Origin of the sequence: Nonomuraea sp. NPDC047897 (assembly GCF_043204415.1) — a bacterium.
Classification (GTDB): Bacteria; Actinomycetota; Actinomycetes; order Streptosporangiales; family Streptosporangiaceae; genus Nonomuraea.
The window spans coordinates 205,795-223,565 of the sequence record NZ_JBIDCC010000010.1 but is presented as its reverse complement, the minus strand read 5'-3'; the positions used below and the strand labels follow the sequence as shown (position 1 = coordinate 223,565).

The 17,771-nt window shown below is 71.6% G+C and carries 14 protein-coding genes; 7 read left to right on the top strand and 7 right to left on the bottom strand.

The window, feature by feature from the left end; all coding sequences use genetic code 11:
- Window positions 1-35 precede the first annotated feature (35 nt).
- Window positions 36-890: an NAD(P)-dependent oxidoreductase gene (locus tag ACGF0J_RS23670; RefSeq protein ID WP_393149125.1), complete on the top strand. Its 855-nt coding sequence runs from the start codon at window positions 36-38 to the stop codon at window positions 888-890.
- 40 nt (window positions 891-930) lie between these two features.
- Here the strand turns inward: ACGF0J_RS23670 and ACGF0J_RS23665 are convergent, their stop codons facing one another.
- The 3 genes from ACGF0J_RS23665 to ACGF0J_RS23655 form a co-directional block, all read right to left on the bottom strand.
- Entirely contained in the window at window positions 931-2,304 is a 1,374-nt protein-coding gene (locus tag ACGF0J_RS23665; RefSeq protein WP_393149124.1) for a phosphotransferase, read from the bottom strand.
- Between the two features lie 3 nt (window positions 2,305-2,307).
- Window positions 2,308-4,008, bottom strand: a complete 1,701-nt coding sequence (gene treS / locus ACGF0J_RS23660; RefSeq protein WP_393149123.1) for a maltose alpha-D-glucosyltransferase — start codon at window positions 4,006-4,008, stop codon at window positions 2,308-2,310.
- Between the two features lie 71 nt (window positions 4,009-4,079).
- Window positions 4,080-6,227 carry an alpha-1,4-glucan--maltose-1-phosphate maltosyltransferase gene (locus ACGF0J_RS23655; RefSeq protein ID WP_393149122.1) on the bottom strand — a complete coding sequence of 716 codons (2,148 nt, stop codon included), beginning with the start codon at window positions 6,225-6,227 and terminating at the stop codon, window positions 4,080-4,082.
- A 237-nt stretch (window positions 6,228-6,464) separates the two neighbouring features.
- Here ACGF0J_RS23655 and glgP point away from each other — a divergent pair, with 237 nt between their 5' ends.
- Together glgP and ACGF0J_RS23645 are read left to right on the top strand one after the other, a co-directional pair.
- Window positions 6,465-9,047: an alpha-glucan family phosphorylase gene (glgP, locus tag ACGF0J_RS23650; RefSeq protein WP_393149121.1), complete on the top strand. Its 2,583-nt coding sequence runs from the start codon at window positions 6,465-6,467 to the stop codon at window positions 9,045-9,047.
- Between the two features lie 78 nt (window positions 9,048-9,125).
- Window positions 9,126-10,022 (top strand): MurR/RpiR family transcriptional regulator, encoded by an 897-nt coding sequence (locus ACGF0J_RS23645; protein ID WP_393149120.1) that lies wholly within the window; start codon window positions 9,126-9,128, stop codon window positions 10,020-10,022.
- Here the strand turns inward: ACGF0J_RS23645 and ACGF0J_RS23640 are convergent.
- Window positions 10,006-11,922, bottom strand: coding sequence for an N-acetylmuramoyl-L-alanine amidase (locus tag ACGF0J_RS23640; protein WP_393149119.1), 1,917 nt, complete (start codon window positions 11,920-11,922; stop codon window positions 10,006-10,008). The two genes, ACGF0J_RS23645 and ACGF0J_RS23640, sit on opposite strands and share 17 nt — an antisense overlap.
- Before the next feature lie 140 nt (window positions 11,923-12,062).
- Here ACGF0J_RS23640 and ACGF0J_RS23635 point away from each other — a divergent pair, with 140 nt between their 5' ends.
- The 4 genes from ACGF0J_RS23635 (at window position 12,063) to ACGF0J_RS23620 (ending at window position 15,370) form a co-directional block, all read left to right on the top strand.
- A complete protein-coding gene (locus tag ACGF0J_RS23635) occupies window positions 12,063-12,836 on the top strand; it encodes an enoyl-CoA hydratase/isomerase family protein (protein WP_393149118.1) in 774 nt (257 codons plus the stop codon).
- 100 nt (window positions 12,837-12,936) lie between these two features.
- Entirely contained in the window at window positions 12,937-13,311 is a 375-nt protein-coding gene (locus tag ACGF0J_RS23630) for a hypothetical protein (protein ID WP_393149117.1), read from the top strand.
- On the top strand, window positions 13,302-14,531 hold the full coding sequence (locus ACGF0J_RS23625) for a DUF6395 domain-containing protein (RefSeq protein WP_393149116.1): 1,230 nt from the start codon (window positions 13,302-13,304) through the stop codon (window positions 14,529-14,531). The genes ACGF0J_RS23630 and ACGF0J_RS23625 overlap by 10 nt, the downstream gene beginning before the upstream one ends.
- Complete coding sequence (locus tag ACGF0J_RS23620; RefSeq protein WP_393149115.1) at window positions 14,528-15,370, top strand: M55 family metallopeptidase; 843 nt, start codon at window positions 14,528-14,530, stop codon at window positions 15,368-15,370. The genes ACGF0J_RS23625 and ACGF0J_RS23620 overlap by 4 nt, the downstream gene beginning before the upstream one ends.
- 24 nt (window positions 15,371-15,394) lie before the next feature.
- On the opposite strand, the gene ACGF0J_RS23615 is transcribed toward ACGF0J_RS23620, so the two are convergent.
- From ACGF0J_RS23615 to ACGF0J_RS23605, 3 genes are read right to left on the bottom strand one after another with little or no spacing between them, the layout of a single operon-like run.
- A complete protein-coding gene (locus ACGF0J_RS23615) occupies window positions 15,395-15,994 on the bottom strand; it encodes an energy-coupling factor transporter transmembrane component T family protein (protein ID WP_393149114.1) in 600 nt (199 codons plus the stop codon).
- Complete coding sequence (locus ACGF0J_RS23610; RefSeq protein WP_393149113.1) at window positions 15,991-16,665, bottom strand: energy-coupling factor ABC transporter ATP-binding protein; 675 nt, start codon at window positions 16,663-16,665, stop codon at window positions 15,991-15,993. Before ACGF0J_RS23610 ends, ACGF0J_RS23615 begins: the two co-directional genes overlap by 4 nt.
- Window positions 16,666-17,769 carry a thiolase family protein gene (locus ACGF0J_RS23605; protein ID WP_393149112.1) on the bottom strand — a complete coding sequence of 368 codons (1,104 nt, stop codon included), beginning with the start codon at window positions 17,767-17,769 and terminating at the stop codon, window positions 16,666-16,668. It lies immediately after the preceding gene.
- Between the last annotated feature and the right edge of the window lie 2 nt (window positions 17,770-17,771).

Genomic DNA, 17,771 nt, shown 5'->3' with positions numbered 1-17,771 from the left:
CTCCTGGCAATCCCGAACACGTAAGGAACACCGCAGTGGCGACAGACATCTCGATCCTCGGACTCGGCCTGATGGGCAGCGCGCTGGCCGGCACCCTGCTCAAGGCGGGTCACCGGGTCACCGTGTGGAACCGTTCGGCCGCGAAGGCCGAGCCGCTGGCCGCCCAGGGCGCCGCCGTCGCCGCCACGGCGGCCGAGGCCGTGCTGGCTAGCCCGCTGGTGATCGTCTGCGTGCTCGACTACGCCGCCACCCGGCAGCTCCTCGACGGCGCCGACCTCGCGGGCCGCACCGTGCTGAACCTCACCAACGGCCGACCCGCCGAGGCGCGCGAGACGGCCGCGTGGGTGACCGGGCTGGGCGGCGACTACCTGGACGGCGGCATCATGGCCGTGCCGCAGATGGTGGGCGCGCCGGGCGCGCTCATCCTCTACAGCGGCTCGCCGGCGGCCTTCGACCGGTACGAGCCCGCCCTGACCGCCCTGGCCGAGCCCCGTTACCTGGGTGAGGACCCCGGTCTGGCCCCGCTGTACGACCTGGCCATGCTCAGCGGCATGTACGGCCAGTTCGCCGGCTTTTTCAGCGCGGCGGCCCTGATCGCCTCGGAGCGGCGGTCCGTGGCCGAGTTCACTGAGTCGCTGCTGGTGCCATGGCTGCACGCGATGGCCGCCATCACGCCGCCCATGGGCACGCAGATCGACGCGGGGGACCACGCCACCGACGTCGCCAACCTGGAGGTGAACCGGGTGGCCCTGGCCAACCTGGAGACCACCTTCCGGGAGCAGGGCGTCAGGCCGGACCTGCTGCTGCCGTTGAAGGCCATCATCGACCGGCGGGTAGCCGGCGGGCACGGTGACGAGGACCTGTCCGCCCTGGTCGAGGAGTTGCGCTGAGCCGTTCGGCTGACCGGCGGCCGGCCGGGCGGCTGACCCGTCAGAGGTCGTCGCGGCGGAAGGCGGCCAGGGGGATGCGGATCCACGTCGGCCGGTTGCGGGCCTCGTAGACGACCTCGTACACCGCCTTGGCCAGCTCGAACGCGCGCAGCAGGGCCGCGTCGCCGGCCGAGATGGTGCCGCCGCCCGTCACGTACCCGTCGAGGAACGCGGCCCGGTTGCGGTTCGCCCACTCCTCGGCGCGGCGCTCCAGCGAGGCCGGGTCCGGATGGTCGGCCAGCAGGTGGCGGGCCGCGTAGTCGAAGGAGCGCAGCATCCCCGCCACGTCGCGCAGCGGCGACGACAGGGCGCGGCGCTCGGCCAGCGGCTGGCCGGGCTCGCCCTCGAAGTCGAGGATCACCCAGTCGTTGGTCGTGCGCATCACCTGGCCGAGGTGGTAGTCGCCGTGCACCCGCTGCACGGCCACCTCGCCGGCCAGCTCCTCCACCCGGTGGTAGGCGGCCTCCAGGGCGCCGACGTGCTCGCGCAGCTCGGGCACCTCGGCCACGGCCCCGTCGAGCTTGCGCCGGAAACCCTCCGCCATCCGCTTGACCTCGTGCATCTCGACGACGTCGGTGGGGAAGGCGGCGGCCAGCTCCTGGTGCACGCGGGCGGTGGCGGCGCCCAGCCGGTGCGCCTCGGCGGCGAAGTCGCCTCCGGCGTCGGCCGCCGCGATGCCGGGCATCTGGTTGTAGAAGTCGCGCACGCTGGTCAGCGCGAGGTCCCAGCCGTCGGTGGAGTTGGACAGGAACTCCTGCATGATCGCCAACGTGGTGGGCGTGCCGTCGAGGTCGGTCTCCATCCAGCCGTACGGCTGGGCGATGTGCGGCGCGCCCCGCTCGGCCAACGCGGTGACGATCTCCAGCTCGGGGTTCACCCCGGGGATGAGGCGGCGGAACAGCTTGCAGATGTAGGCGTCGCCGTACACGAGTGAGGTGTTGGACTGCTCGGCGCCGAGCACCATGCTGCGCGGCGAGGTGTCGATGGTCACGCCGGGCAGGTGCCGGAAGCGCACCTCGCCCCAGCCGCAGTCCTCGGCCATGCAGTCGAGCAGCCGGCCCGTCAGCTCGGGGTCGTGGACCGCGTCGTAGACGTCCCACTCCGCACGTGAGGGGCCGCCGTCGAAGGCGTACGGGCCGTGCGGGCCGATCAGCGCGTGCTTGAGATGGTCGGGCAGCTCGCCCCGCATCCCCAGCAGGAGCTGGTAGCGATCGTGCGAGCCGGCCTGCCGCACCGACACGACGAGGTGGCGCAGGCCGGGGTCGCCGGCGTCGAGGATGACGTCCGACTCGATCGACAGCGCGTCGATCGGGCGCCCCTTGCCGCCGAACCAGCGCTGGCGGGCGATCCATGCGGCAAGGAGCTCGTCGAGCACGTCTTACTCCTCCTGGGTGCGTGGTGGCGGCAGGGTGAACCAGTAGAACCCATGCCCAGGAAGCGTCAAAAGATACGGAAGTTCGCCAATTGGCGGGAATGGGACCCCGCCCATCGTCTCGACAGGTGAGACGCCGACGAATCTCCGCAGATCAAGCTCGACCGGTTGCGGGAAGCGCGACAGGTTGTTCACGCACAGCATGCGGTCGTCGCCCAGCTCCCGGACGAAGGCGAGCACACTCGGGTTGGAGGAGTTGAGCTCGGCGAACTCGCCCAGCCCGAACACCGGGTGCCGCTTGCGGATCTCGATCATGCGGCGGGTCCAGTGGAGCAGCGAGCCGGCGTTCTTCTGCTGCGCCTCGACGTTGAGGCCCTGGTAGCCGTAGATCGGGTCCATGATCACCGGCAGGTAGAGCCGGCCGGGGTCGCAGTCGGAGAAGCCGGCGTTGCGGTCGGGGTCCCACTGCATGGGGGTGCGCACGCCGTCGCGGTCACCGAGCCAGATGTTGTCGCCCATGCCGATCTCGTCGCCGTAGTAGAGCACCGGCGAACCCGGCAGCGACAGCAGCAGCGCGGTGAACAGCTCGATCTGGTTGCGGTCGTTCTCCAGCAGCGGGGCCAGCCGCCGGCGGATGCCGACGTTGGCCCGCATCCGCGGGTCCTTGGCGTACTCGGCGTACATGTAGTCGCGTTCCTCGTCCGTCACCATCTCAAGCGTCAGCTCGTCGTGGTTGCGGAGGAAGATGCCCCACTGGCAGTGCTCCGGGATCTTCGGCGTCTGGGCCAGGATCTCGGAGATGGGGTAGCGCGACTCGCGGCGCACCGCCATGAAGATGCGCGGCATCAGCGGGAAGTGGAAGGCCATGTGGCACTCGTCGCCGCCGCCCACCGGGTCGCCGAAGTACTCCACCACGTCCGAGGGCCACTGGTTGGCCTCGGCCAGCAGCACCCGGTCGGGGAAGAGCCGGTCCACCTCGGCCCGGACGCGCTTGAGGTACTCGTGGGTCCTCGGCAGGTTCTCGCAGTTGGTGCCCTCCTCCTCGAACAGGTAGGGCACCGCGTCCAGCCGGAACCCGTCGATGCCCAGGTCGAGCCAGAAGCGCAGGACCTCCAGCATCGCGTTCTGGACGTCGGGGTTCTCGTAGTTGAGGTCGGGCTGGTGGTGGAAGAACCGGTGCCAGTAGTACTGGCCGCGCACCGGGTCGTAGGTCCAGTTGGACGTCTCGGTGTCGATGAAGATGATCCGCGCGTCGGAGTAGCCGGAGTCGTCGTCGGCCCAGACGTAGAAGTCGCCGAACGGGCCCTCCGGGTCGTGGCGCGAGGCCTGGAACCAGGGATGGGCGTCGCTGGTGTGGTTCATCACCAGGTCGGCGATGACGCGCATGCCGCGCTTGTGCGCCTCGTCGACGAGCTTCACGAAGTCGCCCAGGTCGCCGAACTCGGGCAGGATCTTCATGAAGTCGGCGATGTCGTACCCGCCGTCACGCAACGGCGACTCGTACAGCGGCAGCAGCCACAGGCAGTCGACGCCGAGCCACTGCAGGTAGTCGAGCTTGTCGATCAGGCCCTTGATGTCGCCGGTCCCGTCGCCGTTGGAGTCGCTGAAACCCCTGATCAGGACCTCGTAGAAGACGGCACGCTTGTACCAGTAGGGGTCGCGAGGCTTTTCCTCGTCGAAGGAGTTGGGTATGGGTGTGGAGCTCATGAGCCCTCCTTGGCGTGGCTCATGAGGGAGGCGCTAACACACACGTCGAAGACTCCCCGCTGAATTCTGATCTACCGTGGCGCGGCTCGGACGGTGAAGATGTGGGCAGGCTGGATATGGGGATCGAGGCGTACATAATTCCGCTGTCGCCAACGATACGACTCTCCGGACAGTTCGTCGTCCACCGCGAACTCCGCGTTCCAGTCGAGTCCCAGCGCGGGCAGGTCGAGGTCGACCATGGCCTCGTGGGTATGGTGCGGGTCGAGGTTGATGACCGCCAGGACCACGTCACCCATGGCGTGCCGTCGTGTGGCCGTGTCATAGGCGCCCGGGAGCCGCTTGGAGACGCAGACCATGTCCGGTTGGTCCACCCGGTGGAACCGTAGATTACGCAATTCCTGGAGGGCCGGATGGGCTCTTCGGAACAAATTCAGCTGGGTGATGAACGGCGCGAGGCTCCGCCCTTCCCGCTCTGCGGTTTCCCAATCGCGAGGTCTGTACTGATATTTCTCACTATCGAGATACTCCTCGCTTCCCGGGCGAACCGGAATATTTTCCCCGAGTTCGTAGCCGGAATACACCCCCCACGTCGGCGACGCGATCGCGGCGAGCACGGCCCGGATCTTGAACGCCGGTATCCCGCCGTGCTGCAGGTACTCGTGCAGGATGTCGGGCGTGTTGACGAACAGGTTGGGCCGCAGGAAGTGCGACGTCTCGTGGGCCAGCTCCGACAGGTAGCTCTCCACGTCGGACTTGGAGTTCTTCCACGTGTAGTACGTGTACGACTGGTGATAGCCGATCTTGGCCAGCGTCTGCAGCATCGCGGGCCGGGTGAACGCCTCCGCCAGGAAGATCACATCCGGGTCGGTGGCGTGGATGTCGGCCAGCAGCCGCTCCCAGAAGGCCACCGGCTTGGTGTGCGGGTTGTCCACCCGGAAGATCCGCACCCCGTGGTCCATCCAGTGCCGGACCACCCGCTTGACCTCGGCGTAGATGCCCTCCGGGTCCCGGTCGAAGTTGACCGGGTAGATGTCCTGGTACTTCTTCGGCGGGTTCTCGGCGTACGCGATCGAGCCGTCGGCCCGGACCGTGAACCACTCCGGATGCTCCCGCACCCACGGATGGTCGGGGGAGCACTGTAGGGCCAGGTCGAGCGCGACCTCCATGCCCAGCTCCCGGGTGCGGCCGACGAACGCGTCGAAGTCGTCGATCGTGCCCAGATCGGGGTGGATCGCGTCGTGCCCGCCGTCCTCCGAGCCGATCGCCCACGGCGAGCCGGGGTCGTCGGCCTCCGGGCTGAGCGTGTTGTTGCGCCCCTTGCGGAAGGTGTGCCCGATCGGATGGATCGGCGGCAGGTAGACGACGTCGAAGCCCATCTTGGCCACGGCCGGCAACCGCTTGGCAGCCGTCTGGAAGGTGCCCGACTTCGACACGCCGGCACCGTCGACGATCGCCCCCTCCGACCGGGGGAAGAACTCGTACCACGAGCCGTACAGGGCCCGGCGCCGGCTGACCCTGATCTTCCGCGGCCGTGACCTGGTCACCAGGTCGCGCAGCGGATGGGCCGCCAGCAGGGCCGCGGTCTCGGGCAGTTGCACCACCGAGAGCCTGGCCCGCGGGTCGCGGTCGCCGTCACGCAGCGTCGCGGCGATCGTCAGCAGCGCGGCCCGGTGCCCGCAGGCGCTCTCGGCCGAGCCGTCCGCGTGCCTGGCCGCCGGCTTCGCCGCCACCTTCGCGGCCGGCTTCGCGGACCGTGGCTGCGCCGGGATGTGCCCGTTCCTCGCCTGCGGCGTCGTGCCGCCGTTCGACGCGGGGCAGTCGGCCTGCCGTACGGCGCGGGCGGCCCGCTCGAACAGCCGCGCGCCCTCCTCGCACATGAGGTCCACGTCCATGCCGCGCGGGATCTTGATCTCGGCGTCGTGCAGCCACGTGGCGATGGGGTCGCTCCACGCCTCCACCCGGAACAGCCAGTCGCCCTCCGCCGGCAGGCAGACGTCGACGGCCCAGCGGTCGGTGCCGGGAGCCAGCTCGCGCATCGGTCTCAGGCGGCCGCGCTGCCCGTCGGGCGAGGTGAGCACCACGCCGGCGGCCACGGCGTCGTGACCTTCTCGGAACACCGTCGCCGAGACCTCGAAGGTCTCGCCCGCGACGGCCTTGGCGGGCCACTGCCCGCAGTCGACGACAGGGTGGATGTCCGTGATGGGAATTCTTCCGATCATCGCATCTCAGGGTTGCGACGGCACACTCGGTACCGCCGGAGGCTTCCGTGGCAAGAACGATCCTTGCATGTAAATTGTGGGCAGCAGTGGATAGACCTCCCGTGTCCCCGGGAGAACTGACAATGGTGGAAGTTGCCCCAATAGTCTCTCTTCATGCTTCTTCCCGGAAGGGGTTTGAAAGCCGCTGCTGAGGGTGAGGGTCTGACAGGTCCCTCCTAGCCCGTAGGGTGCACGAACGTGAGAGCTATCCGCCGGTTTACCGTACGCACCGTCTTGCCCCGGGAGCTGAGCGCACTCGGCGAGCTGGTCCACAACCTGCGCTGGTCTTGGCACCCCGAGACCACCGACCTCTTCGCCGAGGTCGATCCCCGCCTGTGGGAACAGGTGGGGCACGACCCGGTGGCGCTGCTCGGCGCCGTCGACCCGGCCAGGCTGGGCGAACTGGCCGCCGACCGCCGCTTCCTGCGCCGGCTCGCCGACGCGGCCGACGACCTGCGCGAGTACATGACCGCGCCCAGGTGGTACCAGACCCTGCCGGACGCCGCCCGGGCCATCGCCTACTTCTCCCCCGAGTACGGGATCGCCGCCCCGCTGCCGCAGTACTCCGGCGGCCTCGGCATCCTGGCGGGCGACCACCTCAAGGCCGCCAGCGACCTCGGCGTGCCGATCCTCGCGGTGGGCCTGCTCTACCGCCACGGCTACTTCACCCAGTCGCTGTCCCCGGAGGGCTGGCAGCTTGAGCACTACCCGTCGCTCGACGCGGGCGGGCTGCCGCTGGCCCTGCTGAAGGAGCAGGACGGCACCCCCGTCAAGATCCGGGTCGGCCTGCCCGAGGGCCGCACGCTGCATGCCCACATCTGGGTGGCGCAGGTCGGCCGCGTGCCGCTGCTGCTGCTCGACTCCGACGTGGCCGACAACGACACCGCCGCCCGCGACGTCACCGACCGCCTCTACGGCGGTGGCACCGACCACCGCCTCATGCAGGAACTGCTGCTTGGCGTCGGCGGCGTGCGGGCCATCCGCGCCTACTGCCGCATCACCGGCCACCCCGAGCCGGAGGTGTTCCACACCAACGAGGGCCACGCCGGCTTCCTCGGCCTCGAACGCATCCGCGAGCTGACCGAGGCCCGCCTGTCGTTCGACGAGGCGCTCGAAGCGGTCAGGGCCGGCACCGTCTTCACCACGCACACGCCCGTGCCCGCCGGCATCGACCGCTTCCCCAAGGACATGATCGAGCGGCACTTCGGCGGTGACAACGCCTGGCCCACCGTGGAGGTCGAGCGCATCCTCGCCCTCGGCGCCGAGGACGACCCGGGCCGCTTCAACATGGCGGTCATGGGCATGCGGCTCGCCCAGCGCGTCAACGGCGTGTCGAAGCTGCACGGCGAGGTCAGCCGGGACATGTTCAAGGCCCTGTGGCCCGGGTTCGACGTCGACGAGGTGCCGATCGGCTCCATCACCAACGGCGTGCACGCCCCCACCTGGGTCGGCCGCGAGCTGATGGAGCTGGCCGGGCGCGAGCTGCCGACTGTGGTCGAGCGGGGACGCGGCTGGGACGGCGTGCAGAAGATCTCCGACGAGGAGATCTGGGAGATCAGGGGCGTCCTGCGGCGCCGCCTCGTCGAGGGCGCCCGGGCCAGGCTGCGCCGGTCGTGGCGCGACCGCGGCGCCTCCGACGCCGAGCTGGGCTGGATCGACGAGGCCCTCGACCCCGAGGTGCTGACCATCGGCTTCGCCCGGCGGGTGCCCTCCTACAAGCGGCTCACGCTCATGCTGCGCGACCCCGACCGGCTCCGCAGCCTGCTGCTGGACCCCGTCAAGCCGGTGCAGATCGTCATCGCCGGCAAGGCGCACCCCGCCGACGAGGGCGGCAAGAAGCTCATCCAGCAGATCGTGAAGTTCGCCGACCAGGCCGACGTGCGGCACCGCATCGTGTTCCTGCCCGACTACGACATGGCGCTCGGCCGGCTCATGACGCAGGGCTGCGACGTCTGGCTGAACAACCCGCTGCGGCCGCTGGAGGCCTCCGGCACCTCGGGCATGAAGTCGGCGCTGAACGGCGGGCTCAACCTGTCGATCCGCGACGGCTGGTGGGACGAGTGGTACGACGGCACCAACGGCTGGGCGATCCCCACGGCCGACGGCGTGCTCGACACCGACCGGCGCGACGAGCTGGAGGCCGGCGCGCTGTACGACCTGATCGAGCACGAGGTGTCCGACCGCTTCTACGACCGGGCCGGTGACGGGCTGCCGCGCCGCTGGCTGGAGATGGTCAAGCACACGCTGGCCTCGCTCGGCCCCAAGGTGCTGGCCGGCCGGATGCTGCGCGACTACGTCGTGGACCTCTACACGCCGGCCGCGCGGGCCGCCCGCGCCCTGTCGGCCGACTCCCACGCCGGGGCCAAGGCGTTCGCCGCCTGGCGGCTGCGCGTGGCCAAGGCGTGGCCCGGCGTGCGGGTGGAGCACGTCGAGGGGTCCGGCGTCGGCGACACCCCCGAGGTGGGCGCCGCGCTGGAGCTGCGCGCCACCATCGCGCTGGGTGACCTGACGCCCGACGACGTGCTGGTCCAGGCCGCCTACGGCCGGGTCGGGCCGCACGACGAGCTGGAGCACCCGGCCTACCTGGCGCTGACACCCGCCGACGTGGACGACGACGGGCGCGCCCACTACACGGGCGTGGTGCCGCTCGACCGCACCGGGCCGTTCGGCTACACCGTCCGCGTGGTGCCGCACCACGCGCTCGCCGCCTCACCGGCCGAGCTGGGGCTGATCACCGTGCCCGAGGAGCCGGTCGGGATGACCAACGGCACCCTGCGCTGAGCCCGCGCGGGCCGCGGCCGCGCCCCCGCGGTTCCCGGCCCGCGCCAGGTCGCTTGACGGACCGGCATAATCGGGACTGTGGACGACAGCGGGAACGCTCTGAGAGCCGACACTCTGGTGGCCACGGTCCGGGGTGTGCTGCCGTCACTGACACCGGCCGCCCAGACCGTCGCCCGCCTCATCCTGGAGGACCCGGCGACGGTCGCGCGCAGCACCATCACCGAGCTGTCGGCCGCCTCCGGCACCAGCGAGGCCACGATCGTGCGCACGGCCAGGCTGCTCGGCTTCGCCGGCTACCCCCAGCTACGGCTGGCCCTGGCCGCCGCGGCGGCGCAGCCCGATCGCCTGGTGCCCGGCGACCTCGCCCCCGACGACCCGCTGTCGGAGGTGATACTCAAGGTGGCGCGGGCCGAGTCCGAGGCGATCAACGACACGGTCGCCCAGCTCACCTCCGAGCGGCTCGGCCTGGTGGTCACGGCCGTCACCGCGGCCCGGCGGGTCGACGCCTACGGGGTGGGCGCCTCCGGCCTCGTGGCCGGCGACCTCGCCCAGAAGCTGCTGCGCATCGGGTTGTCCAGCCACGCCTTCCAGGACGCCCACCTGGCGCTGACCAGCGCCGTGCTGCTCCGGCGCGGCGACGTCGCGGTCGGCATCAGCACCTCGGGCGAGACTCCCGACGTGCTGGAGCCGCTGGCCAGGGCCAAGGAGGCGGGCGCGACGACCGTCGCGATCACCAACAATCCGCGCTCCACCATCGCCGGGCTGGCCGAGCACGTGCTGATCTCGGCCGGGCGCGAGACGGAGTTCCGTCCCGGCGCCTTGGCCAGCCGCATCAGCCAGCTCCTGGTCGTCGACTGCCTGTTCGTCGGCGTCGCCCAGCGCACGTTCGACACCTCGCAGGAGGCGCTGCAGAGCACCAGGCGCGCCGTCGAGGACTTCATCCGGCGGACGCCGCCCGTCAGCCGGAGAAGCTGATCCGCACGTCGTCGGCCTTGACGAACATCACCCGGTGCCCGAACTGGATCCGCAGGTACTTCGTCTTGCCCCTGACCACCCGGTGGCCGGCCGGGTCGAAGGTGACGGCCCGGTAGTACTCCGTGGCGGCCGGTCCGGACAGGGTGTACTTCTCCCCGGCCGAGAACGTGTACTGCAGCGGGGTGACCGCCTGGTACGGGATGCCCGCCGGGTAGGCCTCCTGCTCCGGGTAGGCCCGGCCGTAGACGGGGACCGTGGCGAGGCCCGGCTTGGGCGTCACCACCAGGCCCATGGACGGCACGGCGGTCGGCGCGGCGGCCGGGTTGTGGAACCACGCCTTCTGGCCGAGGTACCAGATGGCCGTCCAGTCGCCCCGCCGGTCGGCGACGGCGAACCGCTGGCCGGTGGTGGCCCGGGCGCTGTGGTCGTACACGCTGTAGAGCGACTCGCCGGTGGGGTGCTTGCCGATGTCCTTGACCAGCGGCGCGTCGGCGCGTGGCTCGGTGCGCAGCCACACCGTGGAGGCGGGCAGCGGCGGGCAGGCACGTTCCGGGTTCTTGCGGTCGCAGCCGTAGAAGTACGGCTTGTTCGTGGCGAAGTCAGGCTTGATCATGATCGAGCCGGACCGGGGGCCGCCGAGCCGGTGCAGCGGGGCGCCCATCAGCTCGAAGTAGCGGGCCCAGTCCCAGAACGGGCCGGGGTCCTCGTGCATGCCCCTGACCGTGGTCGGCAGCGTGCCCGGCACGTTGTCGTGGCCGATGATGTGCGCCCGGTCCAGCGGCACGCCGTGCCGCAGGGCGAGGTAGCGCACCAGCCGGGCCGAGGTGCGGTACATCGCCTCGGTGTACCAGGTGCCGCCCTCGGCGAGGAAGCCCTCGTGCTCGATGCCGACGGACTTGGCGTTGACGTACCAGTTGCCGGCGTGCCAGCCGACGTCCTTGGTCTTGATCTGCTGGGCGATGTGGCCGTCGCTGGAGCGTACGGAGTAGTGCCAGCTACCGGGCCACTTCGGGTCCTGGTTCAGCTTGACCGACGGGCCCCAGTAGCCCTCCATGTCGTGGATGACGATGTAGTCGATCTTCTGGCTCGCGGGGCGGTCGGCCAGGTCGTAGTGGCCGTAGTCGTCCGGCGGGAGCTCCTGGTAGGCGGCCGGGATCCACTCGCAGGAGATGGTCGGCGGGCACTCGACGCCGTCGCGGCGAGCCGGGCGCAGGCCGAGCTTCTCCAGCCACCTCTCGATCCGCTTCAGGCCGGGCACCGGGCGCAGGCTGACCCGGTGGCCGTCGTCGGTGACCCGGGCCGCGCCGTCCTCGATCGTGGCGAACACCTCGTCGGCGAAGACCTTGGCCGCCTGCGCCTCCTCGGCTCCGGAGTACTTGGCGACCGCGCCGTACCACTCGCCGGGGTCGTCGCTCAGCGGCGCGCCGAGCGACTTCTGGTGGTCGGCGAGCAGCGCGGCGCCGCCCCGGATGTTGGCGGCCGGGTCGGTCCGCAGCTTCTCGTGCGTCTCGCCGGTGAGCCGGGCCGCCGCCTCCATGGTGCGCAGCGAGGCGGGTATCTCGGCGGGCGCGGGCGGCTCGACGCGGGGGTCGAGGGGCCTGCTCTCGTCGCCCCGGGGGTCCTCCTCGCCCTCGCCGTGGTGGTTGGACCCGGTGTAGGCGGCGGCGTCGGTGAGGTGCATGGGGCCGAACCCCGCGTCGTTGCTGGGCTGCCCGGCGTGCGCGTCCCAGCGCGACTCCAGGTAGGAGACGCCCAGCAGGACGCTCTCGGGGACGCCGAACTCACGGGCCGCTGCGGCGAACGCCTGCTGCCGGTCGGTGGGCTCCTGCGCGGCCTGCGCCGCTGTGACGTTCGCTAACGGAAGGAGGGCGACCGCGGTGATCGCCAACGCTCTGCGCATCTGGACGCTCCGGGGGTACGGGGGTGCGTGGGGCAGTCCACAGCGTCTCAATATTTTCTTTCCTGGGCGAGAGGCTAGAGAAGGAATTTTTCACGAGTGGACCCGGAGCATGATCGGAGGGCTCTTGTAGGGTTCCGGGCATGGGTGAGTTCGTACGCGTAGAGGTGGCCGACCAGATCGCCACGATCAGGCTTGATCGTCCGAAGATGAACGCCCTCAACGGCCGGATGCAGCAGGAGATCGGCGAGGCGGCCCGCGAGGTCGACGCCGACCCCGGCGTGCACGCCGTCGTCGTCTACGGCGGCGAGCGCGTCTTCGCGGCGGGCGTGGACATCAAGGAGATGGCCGCCATGTCCTACGCCGAGATGTCGCGCCACTCCGGCCCTCTGCAGGACTGCTTCACCGCCGTGGCCCGCATCGGCAAGCCCGTGATCGCCGCCGTCACCGGTTACGCGCTGGGCGGCGGGTGCGAGCTCGCCCTGTGCGCCGACTTCCGCGTCGCGGGCGCGTCCGCCAAGCTCGGCCAGCCCGAGATCCAGCTCGGCCTCATCCCCGGAGCGGGTGGCACCCAGCGCCTGCCCCGTCTGATCGGCCCGTCCCGTGCCAAGGACCTCATCTTCAGCGGCCGCCACGTCGGCGCCGAGGAGGCCTTCGCCCTCGGCCTGGTGGACCGGGTCGTGCCGGACGCCGACGTCTACACCGCCGCCCTGGAGTGGGCCGCCACCTTCACCGGCGGCCCGGCCCTCGCCCTGCGGGCCGCCAAGCAGGCGGTGGACCACGGCCTGGAGACCGACCTCGACACAGGGCTGGAGATCGAGCGGCTGCAGTTCGCCGGGATGTTCGCCACGCAGGACGCCCGGACCGGCATGACCGCCTTCGCCGAGAAGACCAAGCCCACCTTCACCGGCCGCTGACCCGCGGCCGACTGGGCGAGATGACTGATGTCAGAGATCTTGTCGCGGTTAGGCGGAGCACCGCCTTATAGCCATGGATTTGGCACTATCGTGGCGTTACATGATGCGCGTCCTGGTCCCCGCGCGGCTGCGTCGAGCCGTGCGCACGTGGTTCGATGCCCGCTACATCTCCATCGCCGACCACCGCCAAGACATCAGGGACGCGCTCTGGGAGGTCCAGACCCTGCGCCGGGAGATGGCGACCCTGCAGGCCGAGGTCGAACGCCTCAGGAAGGCCGCCGCCCGGCAGCCCGCCGCCCCACGGGCCGACACCGGCCGAACTGACACCGCCAAGCTGGACGACGCCCACCGGCTGGCCCAGGAGACCGCCAAGGCCCTCGACGGCGTGCTGCAGAACGAGGTCCTCGTCTGGCAGGCCATCGACGACCTGCGCTCCCGCCTCGCCGCCCCAGCGGGAGAACGCCCGTGCGCGTGACCTGGACCGGGGGCGAGCTGCTGTTCCGGCTCGACCCCGAGGACGAGATCACCGGCAAGGCCTCCGACGGGCATCCCGTCAAACTGGCGACCAACACCTGCCACCTGTCAGGCGTGCCCGATGACGCCCATCCCGACCTGTACGCCGTGGCCGCCTGGACCGTGGTGGCGCCCTGGACACGCAGGCGGATCACCTTCGACCGGGCCGTGTCGGCCCAGGTCGCCGCGGCGCTCCACGACGGGTGGGGCGTGGAGGCCGGCCCCGTGGGCGCCGAGCCGCGCCCGGCCGGACCCGTCCTGGCGATCTCCTACAGCGGCGGCGCCGACTCCGTGGCGGCCGCCACCGTCCACCCGGACGCGCCGTTCGTCCACTTCCAGCGCGTGCCGCACCCCCGCATCCCCAACCGGTGGCCGCACTACCGCGCGGACGTCCTGGCCCGGCTCGCCCGCCAGACCGGCCGGGACGTCACCGTCGTCCAGTCCGACCTCGAATACACGCTCGCCGAGCCCCGCCCCGGCTACCCGGAGCACCAGGCCGTCGCAGCGGGGGCGCTGCTGATGGCCGACCGGCTCCGGCTGGGCGGCCTCGGGTTCGGCTACGAGATGGGGTCACGGTGGCTCGGCGGCGGCCGCTACCTGCTCCGGTACACCCCCGACAACTTCCTGTGGGCGCCGCACGGCGCGTGGGGGCGGCTGTTCGCCGCCGCGGGCGTGCACATCGTGCTGCCCGTCGGCGGGGTGAGCGAGGCGGTCACCATGCGGCTGGCCATGAACTCGGATCTCAGGGCCCAGGTCCGCTGGTGCCTGCGCGGCACGGACGGGCCGTGCCGTACCTGCGGCAAGTGCCTGTACAAGGAGCTCATCCTGGCCGCCGTCGAACGGCGCCCCCTCGACACGCCCATCACCGCCGACCGGCCCGTCGCCCGCAAGTGGCTCAAGCCCCCGCCCTACGGCGGGCAGGAGATGATCGAGTACGGCCTCGCCCGCGTACCCGGCATCGAGAACACGCTGTTCGCCACGGCCCTGTCGCACCTGCGCCCCACCGAGGAGTCCACGAGCTGGCTCGACCGCTGCTACCCGCCGGCGATCGACGAGATCCCCGAGCGGTGGCGGGAGCAGGCGGCGACGTTCATGGCCGAACACGTGGGCTACATGACCGAAGCCGAGACACGCCGGGTGGAGACGTGGGGCTCCGCCGTGCGGAGAGGAGCGGACGCGTGAAGGTGTACCTGTCGGTCGACATGGAGGGCGTGACGGGGCTCACGGACCCCGAGGAGATGCACGCCGGCAAGCGCGGCTACGAGCGCGGGTGCGAGCTGATGACCGCCGACGCCAACGCCGCCGTGCGGGGCGCCTACGACGCGGGCGCCGCCGCCGTGCTGGTGAACGACGCCCACGGGTCCACCAAGAACCTCCGGATCGACCTGCTCGACCCGCGCGCCACCCTCATCCGCGGCCCCGGCAAGGCCCAGCGGATGGCGCAGGGGCTGGACGGGTCGTTCCAGGCGGCGGGGTTCGTGGGCTACCACGCCCGTGCGGGCGTCCAGGACGGCGTGCTCAACCACACGTGGATGGGCAAGGAGATCCAGAACGTCTACCTCAACGGCGAGTTGTGCGGCGAGACGCGGCTGGTCGCGGCGTGCGCGGGGTTCCACGGCGTGCCGGTTGTGCTGGTGACCGGCGACGAGGCCGTGGGTGCGGAGGCACGCGAACTGCTCGGCGACGTCGAGACCGTGGCGGTCAAGAGGGGGATCGACAAGTTCTCGGCCGAACTGCTGCCGCCGAGCGTCGCCCAGGAACGCATTCGTGAGGCGATGGCCAGAGCCCTCTCCCGGTTGACCGACTTCACACCGTACCGGCTGGCTCCTCCGTACACGCTGGGTGTGGAGTGGAACTCGACCGCCATCGCCGCCGCCGTGGCGCTGGTCCCCGGCGTGAAGTCGGTAGGGCCCCGTCACACCGAGTTCACGACGGACGACTTCGCGCAGATCATGGCCCTGTTCGGGATCTTCGCCACGATCGGCGGCCAGATCGCCTGCGGCAGCGGCCCCTACGGTTGATGGCCCTGGCGCGGGTGCTCGTGGCTAGTGGTCGTCCAGGCCGCGGGCGCTCATGGCCTCGCCCATCGCGTCCGCGTGGCGGAGGACGCTGACCACCAGGGGCACCGCGAACGCCCGTACGCTCCAGGAGAGGCCGCGCGCCTGCTGGGCCTCGCGCACCCTGACGGCGAGCGCCGAGATGACGGGCACGCTGCGGACGGCCAGGGACAGCACCAGGGAGACCCGGAACGGGTCGACACCGAGCAGGCGCAGCGGGGCGAGGCAGCGCTCGAAGCAGGCCATCATGTCGGTGAACCGCGTGGTCAGCGTGACCAGCCCGGCCAGCGCGACCGCCAGCACGACGCGGAGCGTGGAGGAGACCGCCCCGTGCAGGTCCACCAGCACGAACTGCATCACGAACAGCGCGGCGGCGAACCAGCGCAGCGGCTTGACCTGCGCCCACGCGGCGGCCGCCCCCACCCCCGACACCGCGTACAGCAGCACCACGAGCACGGTGGAACCGCCGAGCCACAGGGGCGAGCGGAGCAGGAGCAGCGTGGTGCACAGCAGGGCGAGGCCGAGCAGCTTCGCGCCCGCGGGCAGCCGGTGCAGCGGCGAGTCGCCGGGCACGTAGATGCCGGTCACGACATGAGCTTGCGGTAGTGGCCGATCGCCTGCCCGGGAGTGCCGTCGGCGGCGACGCGCCCCTGGTCGAGCACGACGACGCGGTCGAAGGAGTCGAGCAGGCCGAGATCGTGGGTGACCACGATGACCGGCTGCGGCAGTTCCCGCAGCAGCTCGGCGACGAGGCGGGAATGGCGCAGATCGAGCAGCGTCGTCGGCTCGTCCATGACGAGGAGCCGTGGTTCGAGCACCAGCACGGCACACAGCGCCAGGAGCTGCTTCTGCCCGCCCGACAGCAGGTGGGCGGGGTGGTCGGCGTGCCGGTCGAGACCGTACCGGGCCAGCACCTCGCGCACCCGCTCGGCCACCTCGGCCGGGGACAGCCCTTTTCGCCGCAGCGAGAGCGCGACGTCCTCCGCGACGGTCGGCATGACGATCTGCGCGTCCGGATCGGTGAACAGGAACCCCACGTCCCGCCGGATGCGCGCCGCGTGCCTGCGGGTGTCGTGGCCGAACACGGTCACGTCGCCCGAGGTGGGCAGGGCCAGCCCGTTGACGAGGCGGGCGAGCGTGCTCTTGCCGGAGCCGTTCGCGCCGACGACGCCGATCCTGTGCTCCGACAGGGACAGCGTCACGTCGGACAGCACGTCGCGCCCGGCGAGCCGGACGCCGACACCGGCGAACTCGATCATTCACACCACCTCGAACAGGGCCGCGACGCCCATGCCGCCGCCGACCGCCGCGGTCGCCAGCCCGAGGCTGCCGGGGGGAGCGCCGGAACGGACGAGCCTGCTGAACAGCCTGACCACCACGACCGCGCCGGTCGCGCCCCACGGATGGCCGAGGGCGATCGCGCCGCCGTCGGCGCAGACGCGGCCGAGGTCGGCCTCCAGCGCGTCCGTCACCGCGAGGACCTGCGCGGCGAACGCCTCCACGATCTCCACCGCGGCGAGGTCCTCCATGGTCGTCCCCGTACGGGCCAGCACCCGCCGCACGGCGGGCACCGGACCCCAGCCGGGCAGGGCGGGGTCGCATCCGGCGACGGCGCCCGCCAGCAGCCGGAGCCCCGGCATTCCCGCGCGCAGCCGCTCGGGCACCACGGCGACGGCGGCCGCGCCGTCGCTGATGGGCGAGGAGTTGCCCGCGGTGACCGTGCCGCCGGGCACGAAGGCGGCGGGCAGGCGCGCGAACGTCTGCCGGCGCAGGATGCGGGGCCGCTGGTCGGCGCCCCTGCCGTCGATCTCGACCAGCTCCGGGCCGAAGCCGGCCGCGAGCGCTCTGGCGTGGCTGCGCAGGGCGTAGTCGTCCTGGCGTTCCCTCGACACGCCGCGCGCGGCCGCGAGGGCCTCCGCGGCGGGACCCATGTCGGGGTCGGCGTGGCCCGCGGGCGCGAAGGGCGCCCGCTGGTACGGCTCGGCGGCGCCGCGCATGGTCCGCAGCGGCGCGGTGGACGCGCTCTCCACACCGCCCGCGATGACGAGGTCGGCGTCTCCCGCGCGGACGGCCTGCCCGGCCTGCAGGATCGCGGCCAGGCCGCTGCCGCACTGGCGGTCCACGGTGACGCCGGGCACGTCGTGCCCGAGGCCGGCGGCGAGCGCCGAGACGCGGGCGAGGTTGCCGCCGGGGCCCATGCAGTTGCCGAGCACGACGTCGTCGGCCGTGAGGTGCGGCACCTCCCGCGCGACCGCCGCGATCACCGGCGCGGCGAGCCGGTCGGCCGTCAGGGACCTGTACGCATGGCCCGCGGTGCCGATGGGGGTGCGCAGCGCCGCGACGACGACAGGCTGCCGGTTCACGT